This window comes from Ruegeria sp. HKCCA4633 (genome assembly GCF_013034605.1).
In the GTDB taxonomy this organism is placed as follows: domain Bacteria; phylum Pseudomonadota; class Alphaproteobacteria; order Rhodobacterales; family Rhodobacteraceae; genus Ruegeria.
On sequence record NZ_WQGJ01000008.1, the window covers coordinates 99362 to 122437 of the forward strand.

The 23076-nt window shown below is 56.7% G+C and carries 17 protein-coding genes and 1 pseudogene; 13 read left to right on the forward strand and 5 right to left on the reverse strand.

Features of this window, described 5'->3' with window-relative positions:
• Window positions 1–19: 19 nt before the first annotated feature.
• The 5 genes and pseudogenes from GOV85_RS17705 to GOV85_RS17725 all read left to right on the forward strand — a co-directional run bounded on the left by GOV85_RS17705 (window position 20) and on the right by GOV85_RS17725 (window position 4518).
• Window positions 20–1216 carry a malate--CoA ligase subunit beta gene (locus GOV85_RS17705; protein WP_171180584.1) on the forward strand — a complete coding sequence of 399 codons (1197 nt, stop codon included), beginning with the start codon at window positions 20–22 and terminating at the stop codon, window positions 1214–1216.
• On the forward strand, window positions 1216–2103 hold the full coding sequence (sucD, locus tag GOV85_RS17710) for a succinate--CoA ligase subunit alpha (RefSeq protein WP_171180586.1): 888 nt from the start codon (window positions 1216–1218) through the stop codon (window positions 2101–2103). The genes GOV85_RS17705 and sucD overlap by 1 nt, the downstream gene beginning before the upstream one ends.
• Window positions 2103–3074 (forward strand): D-glycerate dehydrogenase, encoded by a 972-nt coding sequence (locus GOV85_RS17715; RefSeq protein ID WP_171180588.1) that lies wholly within the window; start codon window positions 2103–2105, stop codon window positions 3072–3074. The genes sucD and GOV85_RS17715 overlap by 1 nt, the downstream gene beginning before the upstream one ends.
• Before the next feature lie 78 nt (window positions 3075–3152).
• Window positions 3153–3398, forward strand: a pseudogene (gene glyA / locus GOV85_RS17720) (serine hydroxymethyltransferase); the annotation flags it as partial.
• Between the two features lie 142 nt (window positions 3399–3540).
• Complete coding sequence (locus GOV85_RS17725) at window positions 3541–4518, forward strand: CoA ester lyase (RefSeq protein ID WP_171180590.1); 978 nt, start codon at window positions 3541–3543, stop codon at window positions 4516–4518.
• Between the two features lie 85 nt (window positions 4519–4603).
• Here the strand turns inward: GOV85_RS17725 and GOV85_RS17730 are convergent, their stop codons facing one another.
• A complete protein-coding gene (locus GOV85_RS17730; RefSeq protein ID WP_371809149.1) occupies window positions 4604–5080 on the reverse strand; it encodes an Lrp/AsnC family transcriptional regulator in 477 nt (158 codons plus the stop codon).
• Between the two features lie 86 nt (window positions 5081–5166).
• Between GOV85_RS17730 and GOV85_RS17735 the strand changes: the two genes are divergently transcribed.
• The 3 genes from GOV85_RS17735 (at window position 5167) to GOV85_RS21800 (ending at window position 7755) form a co-directional block, all read left to right on the forward strand.
• Window positions 5167–6177: a pyridoxal-phosphate dependent enzyme gene (locus tag GOV85_RS17735; protein ID WP_171180592.1), complete on the forward strand. Its 1011-nt coding sequence runs from the start codon at window positions 5167–5169 to the stop codon at window positions 6175–6177.
• On the forward strand, window positions 6170–7294 hold the full coding sequence (locus GOV85_RS17740; RefSeq protein ID WP_171621402.1) for an amidohydrolase: 1125 nt from the start codon (window positions 6170–6172) through the stop codon (window positions 7292–7294). Before GOV85_RS17735 ends, GOV85_RS17740 begins: the two co-directional genes overlap by 8 nt.
• A gap of 65 nt (window positions 7295–7359) precedes the next feature.
• Window positions 7360–7755 (forward strand): PfkB family carbohydrate kinase, encoded by a 396-nt coding sequence (locus GOV85_RS21800; protein ID WP_371810115.1) that lies wholly within the window; start codon window positions 7360–7362, stop codon window positions 7753–7755.
• A 118-nt stretch (window positions 7756–7873) separates the two neighbouring features.
• On the opposite strand, the gene GOV85_RS17750 is transcribed toward GOV85_RS21800, so the two are convergent.
• Window positions 7874–9892 (reverse strand): adenylate/guanylate cyclase domain-containing protein, encoded by a 2019-nt coding sequence (locus GOV85_RS17750; protein ID WP_171180596.1) that lies wholly within the window; start codon window positions 9890–9892, stop codon window positions 7874–7876.
• Window positions 9893–10185: 293 nt separating this feature from the next.
• Entirely contained in the window at window positions 10186–12621 is a 2436-nt protein-coding gene (locus GOV85_RS17755) for an FAD-dependent oxidoreductase (protein WP_171180599.1), read from the reverse strand.
• 190 nt (window positions 12622–12811) lie between these two features.
• Here GOV85_RS17755 and GOV85_RS17760 point away from each other — a divergent pair, with 190 nt between their 5' ends.
• Complete coding sequence (locus GOV85_RS17760; RefSeq protein ID WP_171180601.1) at window positions 12812–14335, forward strand: trimethylamine methyltransferase family protein; 1524 nt, start codon at window positions 12812–12814, stop codon at window positions 14333–14335.
• A 33-nt stretch (window positions 14336–14368) separates the two neighbouring features.
• On the opposite strand, the gene GOV85_RS17765 is transcribed toward GOV85_RS17760, so the two are convergent.
• Both GOV85_RS17765 and GOV85_RS17770 read right to left on the reverse strand, forming a co-directional pair.
• Entirely contained in the window at window positions 14369–15343 is a 975-nt protein-coding gene (locus tag GOV85_RS17765; protein ID WP_171180603.1) for a LysR family transcriptional regulator, read from the reverse strand.
• 281 nt (window positions 15344–15624) lie between these two features.
• On the reverse strand, window positions 15625–16533 hold the full coding sequence (locus GOV85_RS17770; protein WP_171180605.1) for a LysR family transcriptional regulator: 909 nt from the start codon (window positions 16531–16533) through the stop codon (window positions 15625–15627).
• Between the two features lie 230 nt (window positions 16534–16763).
• Between GOV85_RS17770 and GOV85_RS17775 the strand changes: the two genes are divergently transcribed.
• Genes GOV85_RS17775 through GOV85_RS17790 form a run of 4 tightly spaced genes read left to right on the forward strand, consistent with a single transcriptional unit; the run spans window position 16764 to window position 23076 of the window.
• Window positions 16764–19217, forward strand: coding sequence for an FAD-dependent oxidoreductase (locus GOV85_RS17775; protein ID WP_171180607.1), 2454 nt, complete (start codon window positions 16764–16766; stop codon window positions 19215–19217).
• Between the two features lie 14 nt (window positions 19218–19231).
• Window positions 19232–20752, forward strand: a complete 1521-nt coding sequence (locus GOV85_RS17780) for a trimethylamine methyltransferase family protein (RefSeq protein WP_171180609.1) — start codon at window positions 19232–19234, stop codon at window positions 20750–20752.
• A 56-nt stretch (window positions 20753–20808) separates the two neighbouring features.
• Window positions 20809–21834, forward strand: coding sequence for an Ldh family oxidoreductase (locus GOV85_RS17785; protein WP_171180612.1), 1026 nt, complete (start codon window positions 20809–20811; stop codon window positions 21832–21834).
• On the forward strand, window positions 21835–23076 hold the full coding sequence (locus GOV85_RS17790; RefSeq protein ID WP_171180614.1) for an FAD-binding oxidoreductase: 1242 nt from the start codon (window positions 21835–21837) through the stop codon (window positions 23074–23076). It begins immediately after the preceding gene.

Below are 23076 nucleotides of genomic sequence, written 5' to 3' on the forward strand. Positions count from 1 at the left end.
ATGAACGGGAGGATTGCAGATGGATATTCATGAATACCAAGCGAAAGAACTTCTTTCCAATTTCGGGGTGGACGTCCCTGCTGGCGCGCTTGCCTACAGCCCGGAACAGGCGGCCTATCGGGCGCGCGAGCTGGGCGGTGACAAATGGATCGTCAAAGCGCAGGTCCACGCCGGTGGGCGCGGCAAGGCCGGAGGGGTCAAGCTGTGCAATACAGAGAACGAGATTTATCAGGCCTGCGATGACCTGTTTGGTCGTAAGCTGGTCACACATCAGACTGGTCCCGAAGGCAAAGGCATCTATCGTGTCTATGTCGAAGCGGCCGTGCCTATTGACCGCGAGATTTATCTGGGATTTGTTCTGGACCGATCCAGCCAGCGGGTGATGATTGTCGCCTCGTCAGAGGGTGGGATGGAAATCGAGGATATCTCGGCCGACCGTCCGGACAGCATCGTGCGATCCATTGTGGAGCCAGCGGTCGGGCTTCAGGAATTCCAAGCGCGTGAAATTGCGTTCAAGCTTGGTCTTGAACCCAAGCTGATCCAGCAGATGGTGCGCACACTGCAGGGGTGCTACGCCGCGTTCAGCGACTTGGACGCCACCATGGTTGAGATCAATCCGTTGGTCATCACCGGTGACGACCGGGTGCTGGCGCTGGATGCAAAGATGAGCTTTGACGACAACGCTCTGTTCCGCCACCCGCAGATTGCCGAGCTGCGCGACAAAAGCCAGGAAGACCCGCGCGAAAGTCGCGCGGCGGACCGGGGGCTGTCTTACGTGGGTTTGGAGGGAAACATCGGTTGCATCGTCAACGGTGCCGGTCTGGCAATGGCAACTATGGACACGATCAAGCTGGCCGGTGGTGAGCCCGCAAACTTCCTTGATATCGGTGGCGGTGCTTCGCCAGAACGGGTCGCCAAGGCGTTTCGGCTGGTTCTGTCGGACACCAATGTCCAGGCCATCCTCGTCAACATTTTCGCAGGCATCAACCGCTGCGATTGGGTGGCCGAGGGCGTCGTTCAGGCGCTGAAAGAATTGGATATCGACCTTCCGGTCGTTGTCCGGCTCGCTGGTACCAATGTCGAAGAGGGCCAGAAGATCCTTGCCAAGTCCGGGCTGCCGATCATCCGCGCCACAACACTGATGGAAGCAGCAGAACGCGCTGTAGGCGCATGGAAAAACGACCTTACCCAAGGCACCAAGATGAGGGCTGTGTAATGAGCATTCTTCTCGATCGCGACTCGCGTGTCATAGTACAGGGCATCACCGGCCGGATGGCGCGGTTTCACACCAAAGACATGCTGAAATATGGCACGAATGTCGTAGGCGGCGTCGTTCCCGGCAAGGGCGGCGAAACCGTCGAAGGCGTTCCGGTTTTTGACACCGTCAAACAAGCCGTTGAGGCGACCGGCGCGGATGCCAGCCTTGTATTTGTTCCTCCTCCGTTTGCCGCAGATTCGATCATGGAAGCAGCGGATGCCGGTATCCGGTACTGCGTTTGCATCACCGACGGTATCCCAGCGCAAGACATGATCCGGGTGAAACGCTACATGTACCGCTACCCCAAAGACAAACGTATGGTTCTGACCGGTCCGAACTGCGCGGGCACGATTTCGCCCGGTAAAGCTTTGCTGGGGATCATGCCGGGTCACATCTACCTTCCGGGGCATGTGGGGATTATCGGACGCTCGGGCACGCTGGGCTATGAGGCCGCAGCGCAGCTGAAAGAACGCGGAATTGGTGTATCGACCAGCGTCGGGATCGGGGGCGATCCCATCAACGGGTCTTCGTTCAAGGACATCCTTCAACGGTTCGAAGAAGACGAAGACACCCATGTCATCGCCATGATTGGTGAGATTGGCGGCCCGCAGGAAGCCGAGGCGGCAGAGTACATCCGTGACCACATCACCAAACCTGTGATCGCCTACGTTGCAGGTCTGACCGCTCCGAAAGGGCGGACCATGGGCCACGCGGGTGCGATCATCTCGGCCTTTGGCGAAAGCGCTAGCGAGAAGGTTGAAATCCTGTCTGCCGCTGGTGTGACCGTGGCGGAAAACCCTGCCGTAATTGGTGAAACAATTGCGCGTGTGATGGAGGCTGCGTGATGGTCAAACCTTCGGTTCTTGTGACCCGTCGCTGGCCTGCTGCCGTTGAGGCGCAGTTGGCCGAGAACTATAACACCGTGCTGAACACCGGGGACAAACCTTTGTCCCCGTCCGAAATCCGGCAGGCGTTGAAATCCTATGACGCGGTCTTGCCAACGGTAACCGACACGCTCAGCGCCGAGGCGCTGGACGTATCTGGTGCGCAGACAAAAATCCTTGCCAATTATGGAGTGGGCTACAGCCACATCTGTGAGCCGTCCGCCCGCGAGCTGGGTATGACCGTGACGAACACGCCTGATATTCTGTCAGAATGCACCGCAGATATCGCCATGACCCTGCTGCTGATGGTGGCGCGTCGGGCGGGCGAGGGTGAACGCGAGCTGCGTTCCGGCAACTGGACCGGTTGGCGGCCCACGCATCTGGTGGGGACCAAGGTCAGCGGTAAGACGCTTGGCATCATCGGCTACGGGCGCATCGGTCAGGAAATGGCCCGCCGTGCGCATCACGGCTTTGGCATGGACGTGCTGGTCTATAATCGTAGCCCGGTGGACCCGGCTGTATTGGCGCGGTGCAAAGCTACTCAGGTTGGGTCGATTGATGAGTTGTTGCCGCAATGCGATTTCGTCTCACTTCATTGCCCCGGCGGGGCTGCGAACCGCCACCTGATAAATGCGCGCAGGCTGGACCTTATGAAACCCGACGCGTTCCTGATCAATACGGCGCGTGGTGAAGTCATCGACGAACGGGCGCTGGTTCAATCGCTGGCTTTCGACATGATCGGCGGTGCAGCACTGGATGTGTTCGATGGTGAACCCCGTATCTGTGCGGATCTTCTGCAATGCGACAACCTTGTGATGCTGCCGCATCTGGGCAGCGCCACGCGCGAGGCACGCGAGGCGATGGGGTTCCGTGTACTCGATAACCTGCGCGATTTCTTCGAAGGCCGAGAGCCACGCGATCGGGTGATCTGACCTGCCAGCGCGCCTGAGGCTAATTGCCGATGCGGCCCACGGTGGCCGCGTCGCCGCCATCCACCGGAGGATTTACTTTTGAATGCACCGCAACGTGCCGATGGATTTTTCACCCAATCCCTGTCTGACCGCAACCCTGAGCTTTTTGGCTCGATCACATCTGAACTGGGCCGTCAGCGCGACGAGATCGAGCTGATTGCCTCTGAGAACATCGTCTCTGCCGCCGTGATGGAGGCGCAGGGCTCGGTCATGACCAACAAATACGCCGAAGGCTATTCCGGTCGGCGCTATTATGGCGGTAGCCAGTTCGTCTTCATCGCCGATTGGTTCATCGAAGTGGTCGACGGTCTGGCCGCGAATGGTGAAGACGGCAACGGCGCTGTCGAAGCCAAGGTCAAAGCCGAAGTCGCAGAGCTTTGCGCACGATTCCCGATCCATGCGAACTAGTAAGAAGAAGGACCAAAACATGAGCTTTCACCCCATTGAACAAGCCCCAGCGCGTCTGAACCGCAGCGAGCTTGCCGTTCCCGGTAGCCAGCCCGAAATGTTTGAAAAGGCGGCAAAATCGGATGTGGATGTCATCTTCCTTGATCTGGAAGATGCTGTCGCGCCTGACGAAAAGGAACAGGCGCGCAAGAATATCATTCAGGCGCTGAATGACATCGATTGGGGCAACAAGACCATGTCGGTGCGCATCAACGGGCTGGACACCCATTACATGTATCGCGACGTGGTGGATGTTGTTGAACAGGCTGGCACGCGGCTGGATCTGATCATGATCCCCAAGGTCGGAACAGCTGCTGACGTCTATGCCGTGGATATGCTGGTCACGCAAATCGAGGACGCCAAGGGCTATGGCAAGCGCATCGGGTTCGAGCACATCATCGAAACTGCGCTGGGCATGCAAAATGTCAGCGAGATCGCCGCTGCCTCGAAGCGCAACGAAAGTCTTCACTTTGGTGTCGCCGATTATGCGGCGTCGACACGTGCGCGGACAACCATCATCGGTGGTGTGAACCCCGATTATTCAGTTCTGACGGATGCGGATCCCGATGGAGGCCGTATGACACATTGGGGCGACATGTGGCACTACGCGCTTGCGCGCATGGTCGTGGCCGCACGCGCCAACGGGCTGCGGCCCATCGACGGTCCATTCGGGGATTTCCAGGACCCTGACGGCTATAAAGCTGCCGCCAAGCGCGCCGCTGTTTTGGGCTGCGAAGGGAAATGGGCAATCCACCCCAGCCAGATTGCTTTGGCAAACGAAGTTATGTCGCCGTCCGACGCCGAAGTGACCAAGGCGCAGCGCATTCTTGTCGCCATGGCCGAGGCGGAAGCGGATGGGAAAGGTGCTGTTTCTCTGGATGGTCGGTTGATCGACTATGCCTCGATCCGCCAAGCGGAAGTGCTGGTTGAGAAAGCAAGCCAGATTGCCGCAGCTTAAGAGCGATTAGGCAAAGGCCAGAACAGTTGCCCAAACGAAAAATCTGGTCTTTGCCACTTCGATGAAGCGAGAATGGGGCGCTTCATCAGTCCATGCCATTGTCTTTGACAGGAATGCCCAAGCCAACTTTCTTGCGTCCCATCACAACTGACGTTCGAAACCGGCGAACGTTTGAATTGTCGAAAAACAACTTTTTGGTCAACTCTTCAAAATCATCCATATCACGCGCCGCACAGATCAGGCAGAAGTCCGCATCACCTGTGATGTAATAGCACTGTTGCACCCTTGGCTCTGCCTGCGCCTGCCGCGAAAAAGCGTCGATCTGATCCTGGCGTTCGCGTTCTAATTCGACCATGACAACGAAGCTCATTGCAACGCCCAGTTTTTTCGGGTCGACAATTGCCACTTCCGAGTGAATAGCACCAGAAGCTCTGAGCGCCTTCAGACGCCTTTGAACGGATGCGACCGATAAGCCTGTTTCGGATGCAAGCGCCTCCAGCCCCATTTTGGCATCACGTTGCATCAGGTGCAGCAGGCTGCGGTCAAATTGGTCGAGTTTCACAAAGATTTCCTTGATGTGAAAAAGTTTCCCGGAAAATCGGCAAATGTGACCATAATAGATCGCAGCTTGTGCGTAAAACTCTGATCATGGAACACAGTAAGAAACTTGATGTGGCAAAGCCGCTGGCGTTGCTGGCGGAATGTCCAGCTTATAAACCAAGCCCGTTAGAAACCCGCAGTTTCCAATGGCGAACGATCCTGATCAAAGATGAAACCAACAGGATGGGCCTGGGCGCGTTCAAAGCTCTGGGCGGTGTTTACGCTGTTGCCAAGCTGATCGAAGCGCGTGTTGGTCGTTCTTTGACACCCAGCGCCTTTCTGAGCGATCCCGTAAAGGATGTGGCGCGATCGATGACTTTTGTGTGCGCCAGCGCAGGCAATCACGGCATGGCCGTGGCCGCTGGCGCGCAGCTCTTTGGTGCAACGGCGCGCATTTATCTTGCCGAAACAGTCCCCGAAGAGTTTGCTGTTCGTCTTCGGGCGAAAGGCGCAGATGTTGTTCGATCCGGCAGTGACTATGAGGCAAGCGTGGCCGCAGCCGTCGCTGACGCCGAAGCAACCGGTGCCATTCACCTCGCCGATGGGTCGTGGCCGGGATATACCGAGCCTCCGCGATTGGTGATGGAGGGTTATACTGTCATTGCTGAAGAAATGCGCAACGATTTAGAAGTGTCCGCAAATTGGCCGAGCCACGTGTACCTGCAGGCGGGCGTTGGTGGGCTGGCCGCGGGCATTGCCTATATGATCCGGTCGAACTGGCCGGTGCAGCCAAAGATCACAGTGGTTGAACCAGATGCTGCACCCTGTCTGAAGGAAAGCGCCCGAGCCGGAGAAATCCTTACGGTTGAAGGGCCCGTTTCAAATATGGGGCGTTTGGATTGCAAAACGCCATCCATGTTGGCTTTGGATATCTTAAAGCGCTGTGCAGACGATTGGGTTACAATCAGTGACCAACAGGCTCAGAACGCAGTAAACAGCGCCTTTGATTTGGGTTTCTCGACCACGCCATCCGGAGCGGCTGGGCTTGCCGCCTGCCTTGAGGGCGACGATGATTTGCCATTGGTCATCTTGTCCGAAGGGGGCGTTTCTGATGCTTGATCTTGTTGCGTTTCGTCGTGATCTTCATGCCCATCCAGAAACCGGGTTCGACCTTGACCGGACCCCCAATTTGATCGCGGCCGAGTTGGAGCGCGCTGGGCTTGAGGTCACCCGAGGCGTGGGTCGGACCGGGGTTGTTGCCACTTTGCGCCGTGGTCCTGATGAGACCGCAATCGGGTTTCGCGCCGATATGGACGCGCTGCCGATTCACGAGATGACCAATTTGCCCTACCGGTCAAAAACAGAGGGCAAGTTTCACGGCTGCGGTCATGACGGGCATAGCACGATGCTGCTTGGTGCTGCCTTGGCCCTTGCTGCGGACACATCGTTGGACAGGACCGTTCACTTTGTTTTCCAGCCGGATGAAGAGAACGGAAATGGGGCCGCTGCGATGATTGCTGACGGTTTGTTCGAACGCTTTCCTATGACCGCAGTTTTTGGGCTTCACAATATGCCGGGAATGGAGCTGGGCCACTTCGCCACTCAGGCAGGACCTTTCTGTGCATTCGAGGATAATTTTGAAATCCGCCTTAAGGGGCAGGGGGGTCACGCGTCCATGCCAGAGAAGGGCGTTGATCCGATCGTGACGGGATCTGCGATTGTATTGCACTTGCAGTCGATTGTATCGCGCTCGCTTCCTCCCGGCGAACATGGTGTGGTTTCAGTTACTGAGTTCCTGACAGACGGCGCGCGCAATATCCTGCCGAGTAATGTGACCTTGCGTGGGGATTGCCGGGGGTTTTCCAAAGACGTCTCAGACAACATTCAGCGCAGAATGCGCGCCATCGTTGATGGTGTGTGTGCTGCGCAAGAGGTGGCGGCGGAGGTCGATTATTCAACGTCGTTCCAGCCTTTGGTAAATGATACCCGGGCCACCGAGGTAATCTTGGGCGCAGCTCGCGATGTTGGTTCTGTTGACGCTGAATACGGTCGGGTGGGTTTCTCGGAGGATTTTGCCGAGTTTCTGGCGCACCGACCGGGCGCGTTCATTCTGATGGGAAACGGGTTGGACGGGAACAACGCCATGCCGCTTCACAACCCGTCATATGATTTCAACGATGACGCGATCCGACATGGAATTGCGTTCTGGACCAACCTTGCGCAACGCGGTTTTTGAGCCTGACGCAGTGGCCCTTCTGGTGATCCTTTGTCGGTTTTGTTTTGAAGTTCAGAGAATGACATATCAGGTCAGACACGTTTGGAAACTCGCTCATTGACCTTTGGACAGCAGAAGGCATCAATACGTCGACTGTTCGCCAGGTCTCGGATGCGCACATTGGTGCTTACTTTGTAACGCATGGCACGAATGATCGTGAGTTCACCTATTTCCGTGCAGTTTCCTCCAGCAGCCGTATGGGTCCAGACGATCTGCCGGTGACGGCGCTGCGGTCGGTGAAGGTTTTACATGTGTCTGGAATCAGCCAAGCTATTTCAAACACCGCTGCTGATGCCGTTTCCGGTAGTGTGTCGGTCAGAGGATGTTCAGACAAAGCACCTGGCGCACCAATAGCCAAAACCCGTGTTTCAGGTTGGCGATCTCCCCACGTACCGTGCCGTGCGATAGAATTGGTGGCATGAGCACTTGCGTCTTATCGCGAACTGTCGCTTTCACAAAGTTCCTTTACTTCCGGTTTTGAAGTCCGAAAAGCCCGATCCACGGTTGTGATGCCGGCGAAAACTAATGCGTATGCCCGGGTTAAGAGAGGCCAGATTGCTGCATAGTTGCGCGTTGGATCATTGATCGCGATGCCATGTCGCCGCCACGCAAGGTGTCGGCGGTTTGAAACGCATGGATTGCCTCGGTGAAACGTTTGGCCCTGAAATGGGACAAGCCGTCTTCGTACGCTTCGATCCAGTCGTGTGATCCTTCGAAATTGTCGGCCATCGCGATCAACTCAAACACAACAAGAGCTTCAGACCGGCCTTGTATCTCAACCGTCTCCAGCTCACGCACGACGATGGCATCGCCCGCCTCGCGCCGTGTTTCCGGGCCGATAATGATTGCAGTGCCGTAAGTTTTGTTGACCCCTTCCAGACGGCTGGCGACATTCACAACATCACCGATTGCGGTATAGTTCAACCGTTGCTCGGACCCGATATTTCCGACCAGAGCCTCGCCGCTGTTTAGCCCGATGCGAACATGAAGCGCGCTGTCGGTCTGGCTCTGCAGGCTGGAATTCTCGACCACGTCCACCAGCTCCAGCGCGGCACGGCAGGCGTGTTCGGCGTGTTTTGGGTTCTGCTTTGGTGCGCCCCAGAAGGCCATCACCGCGTCGCCAATAAATTTGTCGATCGTCCCGTCGTGGCGTTCTATTGTCGATGAGGCGGCGCTGAAAAAGGGCGCCATCAGTTCAACGATTTTGGGGCCGTGTTTTTCGGTCAGTCCCGTGAACCCGGACACATCGCAAAATAAAACGGAGATCTGTTTTGGCTCACCGCCCGGCTGGGTCTTGATGCCTTCCGCCACAAGCATCCTGACCAGATCGGTCGGTACGTATTTGCGGAAGGCCGACAAACCCACAGCCATGCTGGCGGTCGCGGCGGACAGGTTTTCAAGCTCTTTCAGGCGCGAGGGCCTGCGCGAGACCTGTTCAACGTCAAATTGTTCGATTCGGCTGAGGTCTTCGGCTACACGTGAAAGTGGGTTCGCGACGACGTGGCGCACAAACCAGATCGCCAGACCAATCGCGACAACAACGACGCCAAGCAAGATGTAAACCAGATTGATCAGAGTTTTGTCGATCCCCGACAGGAACGCGGATTCCGGAATCACTGTGGCTACCCGCCAGCCGTAGAATCCAAGAGGTGTCAGCGCCACCGCATAGGGCACATCCTCATAGATGATCCGTTTCGTCACAGGGCCTGGTGTTTTGTTGTCCGCGTCGGCCATCAGCCTTTCACCCGAGATTTTGGCAACCTCGTATAGTTCCCCCTCTCCCATTCGGGCTGGCGTGATTTCGTCGGCTTCGGGATCCGGTACCGCAATGACTTTGCCGTCGGCGTTGATGATAAAGGCCGCACCAAACTCACCAGGACGTAGTGAGCCCAGAAAGCGTGACAGGCGATCCGTATCAATCGCAACAGTCAACACGCCCTGTCGTTGTCGGCGTACGTCGATGGGCCCGGAAAAGGCATATAATGTTTTGTCGCTGCCGGGCAGATCCCGAACCTCGATCCAATCCGGTTTGCTGCGGCTTATGAAGTTGCTGTACCAAGCGTGTTCACGTGGGTCGTATTCGGTTTCTGTAAAGCTCCGTTCTTCGAACTGAATGTCACCGGGAATGAAAATATACCGATCCTTCCGCAGCATTCGGTTACGGATATTCTTGTCGATTTCCATCATCTCCAGCCCGCTGTCACCCAGCCGGTGGGCAGCAAAAAAGTTGCCATCGGGCCAGCCAAAGGTAAGCCACGAGATATTGGGCTGCGCTTGCAGCTGCGAAAGGAACACGAACTCGCGTTTGTCGGCCTGACGTGTCTGGATGACATCCTGGATGAAAATCGTGCGGACAGCGGCCCATGCGGCCTCGGCAGATCTGAGAGTTAGCCCAAGCTCGATGCGCACGGTGTTGGCAATCTGGCTGTTGATTTCAGCCGACAGCATGCGGCTGTTTTCGCGGGCTGTTGTCCACCACAGGGAATGCACCACAAAAGTTGACACGCCAATCGACAGGGCAACAAGTATAGATACGGCGATCCCTACGCTGACACGCATTCTAGCTCCACAACAGCCCATGGCGGCAGACGGTTCAATTGCTATGCCAAAGGGTCAAATTCAGCTTAGTGTCTGCCCCCTTCGGTTTCCAGACGGTTGAGCAGGATATGCCAACTTGTTTACTTGCCGTTGAATAGTTTGAGTGGTTTTCGACCTCTTTGGTTTTTAAGGGGGGGCAGGCAGGCACTTGCCGCAGGCTTTCCACGGTTTCAGGGGTTTGCTGGGCTTGCACCTCAGCCGGAACAGGACCTGCTATGGCAAGAAAGAAGACGCGAAGAAGGCTTTAAACATCCTCAACTGCGCATGAGCGAGAAATCCGGATCATAGGGTGAAAAAGGTATAACTTCTGCCGCGACCATATCTCCGCACATGTCCAAGTTCATTGTGGTGCCTGGACTGGTCAACTCGGGGGTTACGAAGGCGTAAGCCAGGTTCATCCCGACGCGATGACCCCAATCTCCGGATGTGATGGTGCCAACAACTGTGTCGCCCTCCATCAGCGATGCGCCGCCGTGGGCCGGGGCGTGTATGGCGTCGATCTTCAGCGTCACCAACGATCTTTTTGGGCCGCTGGCCTTGCGTTTCAGCAGCGCGTCTTTGCCAACAAACTGGCCTTTGTCCAAATTGACAAAGCGATCCAGCGCTGTCTCAAACGGGTCGAACTCGGTCAGCAGATCGGCTTTCCAGTGCAAAAAACCTTTCTCCATACGCATAGATTCAACCGCACGCGCGCCGAACAGTTTCAAACCATGCCTCTCACCGGCTGAACGTAGTGTAAGATAAGCGGCATAAAGCGAGGCATTTGGGACGTGGATTTCATAAGCGTGCTCGCCCGAAAAGCTGATGCCCATGACGGTGGCCGGGGCAAAGCCAATGAAGGTTTCGCGAACCGAGAGCCACGGGAAGGCCTCTTTCGACCAATCTCCACGCGCGCAGGCGGACAGGACGTTACGCGCGTTGGGGCCTGCCAGAACAAGGATCGTCTGGTCATTGGTCATCGACCGGATTTGCACATCCTCGTCCGCGCGCAGATGCTGGGACAGCCAATCCATATCGTGGTATTCACTTGCAGCTGCCGATCCATACCAGACGCGGTCTGGCCCACGATCGCTGGCTGGAATGTTGGCGATTGTGGCCTCGCCCTTGATCATGCCCTGATGGTTCAAAAGATAGCCCAGACCGACACGGCCTGAACGCCTGGTGACGTTGCCACAGAACAACCGGTCAAGAAATGAATGGCGATCAGGCCCGGTGATTTCCAGCCGGTTAAATCCATTCACTTCGCACAGGCCGACATTCTCCTGCACGTTCTTAACTTCGCTTGCAACGACGTTGAAGGCTTCGTCAAAATTGAAGGTGAGGCTGGGATGAAAATCGGGCGACGGTTTGATGTAATCCACCCGTTCCCATCCGTTCACCACAGTAAACTCGGCGCCTTCCGCTGCCAGAATTGGCGTCAGCGGCGTCGTTTTGGCGGGGCGACCTGCGGGTCGGTGTTCGTGTGGGAAATGGAAACGGAATTCATTCTGATAGTCCTCGATGGCCTTAAGCGAGGTCAGTTCTACATTGGCATGTCCGGTGAAGCGGCGCGGATCGAGACACCAGGTGTCGTAACACGCCTCGCCATGCACGATTTGTTGCGCCAGCAGCCAACCGTGCCCGCCGCCTTCGCCAAGACCGGCACGCAAGCCGATAATGCAGAAAGCATTGCGCTTGCTCGGTATCGGCCCAACCAACGGTGCACCGTCGATTGTATAGGTGATCGGGCCGTTCACGACCGATCGAATGCCTGTTTCACGCAAGGCGGGCATCCGCTCGAACGCGCCTTCCAGCACATCCATGACCCGATCCAGATCATCCGGGCAGAGCGCATTAACAAAGTTTGGATCGATACCGTCCATGCCCCAGGGCTTGCAGTCCTGTTCATAAAATCCCACCAGCAGTCCGCCTTTTTCCTGACGGCTGTAGTAGTCGCTGATTGGGCATCGTAGCAGCGGCATCCGGTGTCCGGCCTCTGCAATGCCGGGGATGTCTTCGGTCAGGAAGTACTGATGCTCCATCGAGGCGACGGGGTGATGGACACCCATCATCGCACCCACTTCGTTGACACGGTAACCACAAGCATTGACGACGATGTCGCAGTCGATGTCGCCTTGTTCAGTGTGAACGGTCCAAGTGTCGTCTTTGTGCTGAGACAGGGCGGTTACAGGTGTATTGCGATAGACTTCAGCCCCCGCTTTGCGCGCGTGATAGGCCAGAGCCTGACATAGTTGCGCAGGGTCAATATCGCCGTCCAGCGGATCCCATAGTCCACCAAGCAGGTTGGTGGTTGAGATCAGAGGATGACGGCGGGCGCATTCTTCGGCGTCGATAACCTCGAATTCCACCCCCATGCCCCGCGCCATTGACGCAAAATGGCGATAGCCCTGCATTTGCGCTTCGGTATTAGCCAACCGGATACCGCCATCGGCGTGGTGATAGTTGATTGGGTATTCCGGGTTTTCAGACAGATTCTTGTACAGATTAATCGAATGCGTTTTCAGGCCGACCATGGTTTGGTTCATACCAAAGTTGGTCACCTGCGCCGCTGAATGCCAGGTTGTGCCACTAGTCAGCTCGTTGCGCTCGACCAGAACGACGTCGCTCCAGCCTTCCTGGGTCAGATGGTAAAGCGTGGAACAGCCCGCAATGCCACCCCCAATGACAACAACCTTGGTACGGGATTTCATGTGACGCGTGCCTCCGACAAATCGTTTGCGGAGATAGGCCCGTATATTGGTGCAAGTCGCAATATGGCGCAGTTTTTTTCATAACATATCGAACTTTAACTTCGATTGTTTCGCATTAAGTGCAAGGTTGTTGAATTGTCGAAGTTTAAGCCTCTTCTTTCCCGCTTAAAACACGGTCGAAGGAGCAAGCATGGCAGGGCATCGCGTAAAGCGAGGGGGTCGACGCGAGCGGATGGCTCAACGTGCGTCAAAGCCCGCGATTGATCCTTGTCCGCCGGGACAAATCGGCGGCGTCTACAAGCCGCTGAGTGACACAGACCTTCACCGGATTTTCGACACAGCTTTGGATCTTCTGGAAAAGCTCGGTTTGGGCGAGGTGCCTGAGCGCCTGCACGCTGATCTTCTGGCGGTGGGTGCGATCGACAATGGCGAAGGGCGCGTGTTGTTTCCACCGGCTTTGGTGAATGAAGCCATCGACCAAGCGGCCAAGACTTTTACGCTTCATGGCAGGGATCCTGCGCGGTCAATTGAGGTCGGCGGTAACAAGGTCTATTTCGGTACAGGTGGAGCCGCTGTGCAGACACTGGACTTGGACAGCGGTACTTATCGGCCTTCAACTCTGAACGACTTGCACAACTTTACCCGGCTTCAGGACACGCTTGCCAATGTCAGTTGGTACACGCGATGTTGTGTTGCCACTGATGTGCCCGAAAATTTCGATCTGGACGTCAACACCGCATTTGCGTTGATCAAGAACACAACCAAACCAACGGCAACATCGTTCACGCTGGCCGAGTATGTGGCCCCAATTGTCGAGATGCTGGACATTGCAGCTGGCGGCCCGGGCGAGTTTTCCAAGCGACCATTTATGAAGGCACATATCAGCCCGATGATCTCACCCATGCGCTACGGTGAGGATGCGGTGGATGTGGTTTATGAATGCATTCGACACAATATCCCGATTTCTTGTATTACCGCGGCACAGGCGGGGGCGACTGCACCGGCCACGCTGGCCGGGTTCCTGGCGCAATCGCTTGCAGAGACGCTGGCCAGCCTGCTTATGGTGCATGCAATCCGGCCAGGATTTCCAATGGTATTCTCCAACTGGCCGCTGGTCATCGACCTGCGCACTGGCGCATTCTCAGGCGGCAGTGGCGAAACGGCGGTGCTGAATGCCGCATCAGCTCAGTTGTCGAATTGGCTGGGCCTGCCCTCGGGCATTGCGTGTTCGATGACCGATGCTAAGGCCATTGATGCCCAGTATGGTATGGAGAAAGGCCTGACCTCGATGGCGGCTGCCTTGGCCGGAGGCAATCTGATTTATGAAAGCTCAGGCATGACCGCCTCATTATTGGGGGCCAGTTTCGAAGCGTTTGTTCTGGATGACGAAATGCACTCGAACACGTACCGCGCATTGCGGGGGATCGAGGTGAGTGATGAAAACCTTGGGTTCGATGCGATCTGCGATGCGGTTCTGGGCGATGGCCATTTTCTAGGCGGTCAACACACCTATGCTGCGATGGAGCGGGACTATTTCTATCCGTCACTTGCCGACCGTGATGAGCCGCGCACATGGGCAGAAAACGGGGCTCAGGATGCATGGGCACGTGCCCGGATCCGAGCGCGGGAAATCCTGACGGTACACAACCCACACTATCTGACACCCGAGCAAGAGCGTGAAATTCGCGATCGGTTCAATATTTTGCACCCGTAGCACTTGGGCATTATCTGACAATGAGCAATTCAGTCAGCTGAGAAGTCGGAAGCTTTCGGCCAGCCAGGGCTTGCTCTGGGTTTGATGAGAGATAGCGTGCTCGGTGATCAGATTGCGCATCTTCTGGTCGACCAGTTCAAGCAGCGATCTGGAACAATCCGGTGTTGCGACGATGGCCAATGTGCGCGCGAAACTCTTACCGGGAAAACGATGCATGCTTAGGCTATTTTGAAACCGTTTGGCGCGGGAAAACAACAAAGGCGTCGTAATGGTCCATCCGGCACCCGCCGCGACCATTGCCATCAGTGTTTGATTGTTGCTGCATTCGAAGTTCGAAACAGAAGACAGACCGAGGCGGCGCATCTGCGACTCAATTTGCCGGGCAATGATCAGGTTGCTTGAGAATTTCAGAAAAGGCAGGGTACTGCGGCCGTCCACGATGTCTTCCACTGGGTCCTCGCACGTTCGTGGTAAGACCACAACAAACGGATCGCGCAGCAGAGGCCGCTCCTGCAGGTCACGCGCACGTTCAGTCGGAGATGTCGTGATCCCCAGATCAAGGTGCCTGTTGCGCAGCATTTCTATGATCGTGTGACTCGAGTCCGTTTGATACATGAAATTGCAACTTGGCATGTACTGCGACAGGAAAACGGCCAGTTCGGGCATGATGTCGCTGTCGAAATCTTCAATTGACCCAACCCGCAGCAAACTTGCCTCGGCTATGCTTCCGGCAGACGCCTCGGCCTTGGCCTTGCGAATGGCGAACAGGGCTTCGTCAATATTGCGCAGAAACACCTCTCCTTTAGGTGTCAGAACCATGGGCCTGCGAGAGTGGTTGAAGAGCTCGACCCCCAGATGATCTTCGAGATTGCGCAGGTGATGCGAGACCGTGCTGATGGTCAATCCCGTTTGTTTTGCGGTTGCCTGAAGCGATCCCTGGTGTGCGCAAATCTGGAAAAGTTCCAACCATTTGAGACTGAGATCTTTGGCGGCTGATTGGCGGGGCATATCGGTCTTTCCGGCATGTTTGAAAAAAGTGGCCTATTGTTTCGAAAGTATACAAGTTTTGTTACCATTTTTCGCAGCAATTCGATGATCTTTGGCCAACGGAAAACTCAGCAACCCATTTCACGACAGCCGACTTGGTTTTTCTCATGGCCGTGTGCAAAAACAAGAAGTTGGATCGCCTTGCGGTTTCGCCTCTGGTGCCCCTGACTTGGTCTATTGCTGATTGCGGTTCGCAGATCCGGCGGTAACCGCCCTCTGGCGGGCCTGGTGGGGCCAAAGCATCAACATTCGTTGAAATTTGATCTACTAACGGAGTCCTCGACCAACCAGTTGAAAACCAAGGCGGCGCGATCCGATGAGGTGTTGTGTAGCACCACGTAGAAATCAAGCGGGGCTGACAGTGTCTGCGGTAAAAGCTTGGTCAACTTGCCGGATGTGATCAAGCCTGCGGTCAGGCCTTCCCACCCCAGCACGGCACCCATGTCATCCTGTGCAGCTTGCAGGGCAATGGTGTAGTTGTTCACCCTGTGCCCCGATTTAAGCGACCCTGAATACCCAAGGCCGGCAGCCCATTCCTGCCAACCTGTCCAATCGGTGCCAGGTGCGTCCAGATGTATAAGCGGGACTTTGGACAGGTCCTGCAACTGGTCGATTTTGTGCTGCCGGACGAACTGAGGGCTCGCCAAAGCCATGATCCGGTCCCGAAACAGCACCTGACTTGTACCGCGTTCCCGAGAGGCATCGCCGTAACGGATACTGATGTCGCACTTTTGTGTGTCATACCCCAGATCGGTGACAACCTGAGTAACCGAGATATGCCCGTAGCTTTTCCAGAATTGCGCCAGTCGCGGTGTCAGCCATAGCGAACTGACGGCCGTGCTGGATCGGATCGTGACACCGGAGCGATCGTATTGTGAGCGCAGCTGCTTGAGCGCCTCGCTGATGCCTTCGAAACCGCGTTGCAGCGCTACCAGCAGATAGGCTCCGCTTTCGGTCAACTCGACCCCTCGATGGTGGCGGTGAAACAAAGCGCAATTGAGTTCGACCTCCAGCGCTTTGACCTGATGGCTGATGGCGGCGGGCGTTACGTTCAACTCAGTCGCGGCCTGTTTAAAGCTGACATGGCGTGCCGCGGCCTCAAAACTGATCAGTGAGCTGAGCGGCGGCAGTTCGTATGGGCCAATGGGCAAGGTGATCTGACCTGTATCTTGCAGTTTTAAGTTATTTTCCTCGTCATAGGATTATTCGCATTAGCTGAATTTGCCCAGAGTGAAAATTTTTACAATTGCCATCCTCGCCCATGAACGCGATGATTTGGCCAAAGAAGCACGTGTTGCACAGTGTCCCGGTCAAACCGAGTACCCGCCCGGCGGGACAACGTTGGCCGGGATTTGGCGCGTAACGGAAGAGGAGAATTCAAATGCAGTCACATGCAGAAGTGGTTGTTGTCGGGGGCGGGTGTGTCGGAGCCTCGATCCTGTACGGCCTGACCGAACATGGGTGCACCGATGCCGTAATGCTGGAACGGACGACATTGACCTCGGGCTCGACCTGGCACGCGGCCGGTCTGCTAGTGACTTTCGTGCGCTCGCACAATGTGTCGAAGATGACGATGGAAACCATCCGCATCTATACCGAGGTCGAGGAAAAGATGGGCAGCTCGGTCGGGTTGCGGAAAGTCGGTCAGCTGCGCGTTGCAAACACCGAAAAGCGCTGGGACGAGTTCCAGTCTTATATCTCGATCGCCGAGGCCGCTGGTGTGCCGTGTAAGCTGTTGACTCCGGAAGAGGTGGCCGAGGTTCATCCGTTGCTGAATCAGTCTGAACACATCCGGGGCGGTATCCTGCATACCGAAGACGGCTATGTGAACCCCGCTGACATCACCATGGCGATGGCAAAACTGGCGCGTGATGCAGGGGCGAAAGTTTATCAGAACACCGAAGCGCAGTCTTACGAAAAGTTGGAGAACGGGCTTTGGAAAGTGACCACCGACAAGGGTGAGATCACCTGTAAGCATCTGATCTTTGCCACTGGCAACTACGCGCGCGAAAACGCGCGGCGGGTGGGGCTGGATCTGCCATGTATTCCAATCGTACACCAATACTGGACCACCGAGACCGTGCCGCTGCTGAAGGAGCGTCGTGCACAGGGGCTGCCGGAATTCCCGATCCTGCGCGACGAGGATTATGGTGCATATCTGCGCGAGGATGTGGGGGGCATTCAGTTTGGACCCTACGAATTCACCAAAGACCTCAAGCTGTTTGCCGAAGACCGTGTGCCGCCCGACTTCGGCGCCGATCTGCTGCCTGAGGATTTCGACGCGGTGGAAACCCAATGGGAGCGTGCCATCGAGCGTGTGCCGACTTTGGGCGAGGTTGGTATCAAGGCCAACACACGCGGCCCGTTCCAGATGACACCGGACGAATTGCCTTTGGCGGGCCCTGCCCCCGGGCATGAAAACCTGTGGCTGGCCGAAGGGATGCCGGGAGGTATTTTGTGGGGCGGGACAGTCGGCAGTCGCCTGGCGCAATGGATTGTAAATGGCGATCCGGGTATGGACATGTCCGAACTCGACCCACGCCGTTTTTCCGACTACGCTTCGAAACGCTGGACCATGGACAAGGTGCGCGAGACCTGGGGCACCCATATGGACGCGCATGTTCCAGGAGAGGACTTCCCGGACGCGCGCCCGATGAAAACCATGGGGTCTTATGATCTGCTAACCGCGCACGGCGCGGTGTGGACCAGCTTCAACGGATACGAGTTCCCCCGGTGGTTTGCCAAATCCCCCGAGGAGGCGATCCCCGAGCACTCTTTCCGGCGCACCAACCATATGGAACTGGTACAGGCCGAGGTGCGTACGACCCGCGAAGAGGCCGGGTTCATCGAAATGTCGCCGATGACCAAGTTCACCGTGCGCGGCCCCGGTGCCGCAAAATGGCTGGACAGTCTGATGGCCAACAAATTGCCGAAGATTGGCCGCATGACCCTGTCGCTGATGTTGAACGACAAGGGCGGTATGGATGCGGAATACACCATCGTTCGATATGCCGAGGATGATTTCTATCTGATCTCGACCCCTAACTGGCGAGCGTACAACTGGGATCAGTTGCAGCGCCTGCTGCCCAAGGATGGCTCGGTCATGATGGAGGATATCTCGGAACAGCTGGGCGTTATTGCTTTGGCCGGTCCGAAAGCTCGTGAGATCCTGCAACCGCTGACGGACAACGACCTGTCGAACGAAGCTTTCCCGTGGCTGTCTGCGCAGATGGGTGAGGTGGGCTATGCCAAAGGTGTTAATCTGCTGCGCGTCTCGTATACCGGCGAGCTGGGATGGGAGCTGCACCACCCGGTCGGATATAACCGCCATTTGGTCGATCTGCTTCTCAAGGCTGGGGTGAAGCCCTTTGGCCTGGAAGCCTTGGAGTCGATGCGGCTTGAGAAATCCTATCGGGCGATCAACCGCGAGATTTGCAAGGATATGACACCCTACGAAGCTGATCTGGGCCGCTTTGTCGCCATGACCGAGAAAGTCAATGGCGAGGTGGTCGAGCGGGAATTCATCGGCAAGGCTGCGTTGCAAAAGCAAAAGGCAGAGGGTGGTTACAACACGCTGGTGACTCTGAAACTGCCGTTCTGCGATACCTCAGTCATGTTTGACGAAGGCGTCTATGCCGATGGCAAGCTGATCGGGCGCGTCAAGTCGGGTGGATTTTCCTACTACTGCAACCACGACATCGCGATGGCCCTGGTGCCACAGGGCATGACCGCACCGGGTACGACAATGCAGGTGCTGATCCACAATGAAATGCGTGATGCCGAGGTGATCGACATCTGCGCTGTTGACCCGACCAGCGCACGCGCCCGGGCCTGAGAAGGAGAGCTGAAATGGCACAAGCAAGAGGACGGTCCAGCCGTGGCGGTGGGCGCGCGGCACGCGTTCAGGCCCGCACCAACCCACCCCCGGTCTATTTACCGACCCTGAACCGCAAGATTGGGCCGATCGATCTGCTTGGCCCCGAGGGGGTCGAGCGTATTCACAATGCCGCAATGACCATTCTGGAAACCACCGGCATTGAATTTCGCGATCCGGTGGCTTTGGCGGACTGGAAAAAATACGGCGCAGATGTGCAGGGCGAGCGCGTCCGGATCGGGCGCGACATGCTGATGGACCTGATCTCGTCAGTACCTTCAGAATGGGCTTATGCGGCACGCAACCCAGAGCGGTCTTTGCGTGTGGGTAACGAACACTCGGTCTTCGCGAACGCCTATGGCGCACCTTTTGTCTATGATCTTGACGGCGTGCGCCGCCCCTCGCAGTTGGAGGATGCGCAAAACTTCTTCAAGTTGAGCCAGATGAGCCAGTCGATGATGGTTCCGGGTATTCTGCCGGTGGAACCGCAGGATGTTCCGGTTCCGCAGCGCCATCTTGAGCTTGTGCATGCGGCGTTGACGCTGACGGACAAGCCGATCAAAGGTTCGGTATTGTCAGAGCAGGCAGCACGTGACTCGGTGGACATGACCCGGATCGTGTTTGGCGCAGAGTTTGTAGACAATAACGTAGTGATGGCTGCGCTGCTGAACTGCAACACGCCGCTGGTCTGGGATGAGACCATGCTGGAAAGCTTGCGCGTTTATGCTGCGGCCAACCAGCCTTGCCTGCTGTCGCCTTTCGTTTTGGCGGGGGCTTCAACGCCGGCCAGCCCGCAGGGTGGTGTGGCATTGCTGATTGCGGAATCCTTGGCGGGCATGGCCTATAGCCAGATCATCCGACGCGGCGCGCCGATGGTTCTGGGCGTGGCAATCATGGGTGTGTCGATGAAAACCGGCGCGCCGATGATGGGGTCGCCGGAGCCGGGTCTGATGAACCTGTTGGTGGGTCAGATGGCGCGGTTCTATCAGGTGCCCTGGCGGACTTGCACCATGTGGACCGGGTCAAAGTCACCCGACATGCAGGCCGGCTTTGACACGGCCAACACGATGTGGCCCGTGCTGCTTGGCGGGGCGAATTACATTGTGCACTCTGCCGGTTTTCTGGAAGGGGCGTTGGGGGTCAGCTACTCGAAATGGGTGCAGGACACCATGCAGCTTGAGAATTTCCATCGCTTTTTCAGTGGGCTTCAAGAGGAAAACCTGGATCTGTTGCTAGACGACATCGCCCGGATCGGCCCCGGAGGGCATTTCCTGGGTACGGACCACACGCGTGAAAACCCGATGCATATGAATCACTTGCAAAACAACGACAGTTTTGAACAGTGGGAAGCCGAAGGTTCGAAGACGGCAGAGGTTGTTGGCAATGAAGCCGCGCGGCGTATGCTGGACAACTATGTGCAGCCTCCGATGCCTGACGATCAACGCGGTGCGCTGGACGAGTTTGTTGCCAAAAAGCGCCGGGAATACAGCAGTTAACCCTGACGTGGGCGCTGACGCGCCCCGTTGAACCACACAAGGACAGGATCACCCCAATGACGGAAATCTCGACGAAGACGCTCTCACTCGAAGAGGTCAGGGAATTGGCAAGATCGATCCTTGTGGCAGCGGGTATGGATGCGCAAGGCAGCACCGTTCTGGCGGATATCGTCACCCGATCCGAACGGGACGGTCCCCGCAGTCATGGGTTGCGCATGCTACCGGTTTATGTTCAAAGTTTTACTTCTGGCTATGCCAATCCGGCGGCGTCGCCCAAGGTTGAGCGTATTGCGCCCGGTGTTTTGCGCGGGGATGGCGACAACGGGTACTATCAACTCGCAGCGGGGATGGCGCGGGACGAGTTGATTGCCATGGCCCGAGAAAACGGCATTGCCGCTTTCACTTGTGCCAATTGCCATCACCTGGCTGCGCTGCGTTTTGACACCGAACCTCTGGCCGAAGCGGGTCTGGTGGCGCTGGGCGTTGTGAACTCATTGTCAACGGTGGTGCCACAAGGCGGAGTGCGCCCGGTTTTCGGGACCAATCCGATGTCATTTGCGTGCCCGCGTGAAGGGGCTGAGCCGATTGTTTGGGATCAGGCGTCTTCGATGGTTGCGCTTATGGATATTCGCATGGCGGCGGCCGAAGGGCACGATCTGCCCCGCCCGGCGGGTTTGGCGCCGGATGGCCAACCTACGGCCGATCCGAATGCCATTCTCGAGACCCGCAGCCTGTTGCCCTTTGGCGAGCATAAAGGGGCCGCGATTGCCTTTCTGATCGAAGTTTTAGGCGCGGCGCTGGCCGGTGGCACCCTGTCAGTAGACAATGCCAAACGTGTGGAGCACGGCGCTTTGAACATCAAAGGCGGCTCCACTCTGATCGCGATTGATCCCACGCGCTTTGGGAACCCGGGTTTTGACGACTACGTCAAACGCATATGTGCCGAAATCGACGGCAACGGCACGGCTCGCGTTCCAGGTGACGGACGGTTGAAAAATCGCGCCGCTGCGCAGGAAAAAGGCGTGGTTGTCAGCGTAGAGTTGCTGTCACAGCTGCATGAAATTCAGCAGGAAAGCCTTTAAATGTCAGAAGTTGCGGTTGTCGGCGGCGGTATCGTCGGCATTTCCTGTGCTCTGGCGCTTCAGTCAGAGGGGCACCAGGTCACGGTTATGGAACCCAACACCGTTGGTGAGGGGGCCAGTTGGGCGTCGTGCGGCTGTATTGCGGTGGGGGAAATTGTTCCTCTATCGCAACCCGGAATGATGCTGAAAGTACCTGGGTGGTTGCTGGACAGCGAAGCGCCCTTGTCGTTGCGTCCAAGTTCAGCGTTGAAGTTATTGCCGTGGTTCTCACGGTTCACCGCCAACGCCCGCCCATCAAAAATGCGTGCCATTGCCTCTGATCTCGCGCGGCTGACATTCTCGGCCACCGCGGATTTCAAGGCGCAATTGCAGGACATCGGCGAACCTGAAATGCTGATAGAGCGACCCGTCATCAAGCTGTTCGACGATGATGCCGACAAGGCGACCATGGGGGCGGCTTTTGATCTGGCGCGCGAACTTGGCTGCACCATTGATGAAATCTCGGGCCATGATGCACACGAGCTTGACCCAGCGATAGCGCCCGATTTCAAATATGCGGCGGTGTTGCGGGACTGGAGTTATGTGACGGACCCTAAACGCCTGGTCGAAGCCTTGCACCAGACATTTTTGAAACGAGGCGGAACTGTAAAACGGGTAGGGGCCGTAGGGTTCGACCGCGAAGGCCGAAAGGTGCAATCGGTTAAACTGACCGACGGAACTGAGTTTTTTGCAGATCAATTTGTCTTGGCTGCGGGTGCACGATCCAAAGGCTTGGCGAAAGATCTTGGCGTACCAATTCGACTGGAGGGTGTGGCAGGGTATTCAACGGCATTGTCAGATCCGGGTGTGGAGCTGAAACACACGATTTTCTACCCTAAAGGCGGGTTCGGCGTTACGCCGTATGACGGAGCTCTGGCTGTCGCGGGTACAATCGAGTTCGCCAGTTTGGACGCAGCACCAAACTGGAACCGGGCGGATGTGCTTGTGCGACGGGCGCATCGGGTCTTGCCCGGCCTGAAGACGGACGTTGCCGAGCGTCGCGTCGGCTATCGCCCCTTCACTCCGGACACGCGACCGATCATCGGGCGCAGTCATCGTCTGGACAACGTCCAATTCGCCACCGGGCATGGTCAGCTTGGGCTGACTTTGGCTGCCACCACCGCCCGGTTGGTGGCAGATAACACGGCTGGGCGGAGACTTCATGTCGATGTAAAGGCTTTTTCACCTGATCGTTTTTCCTGA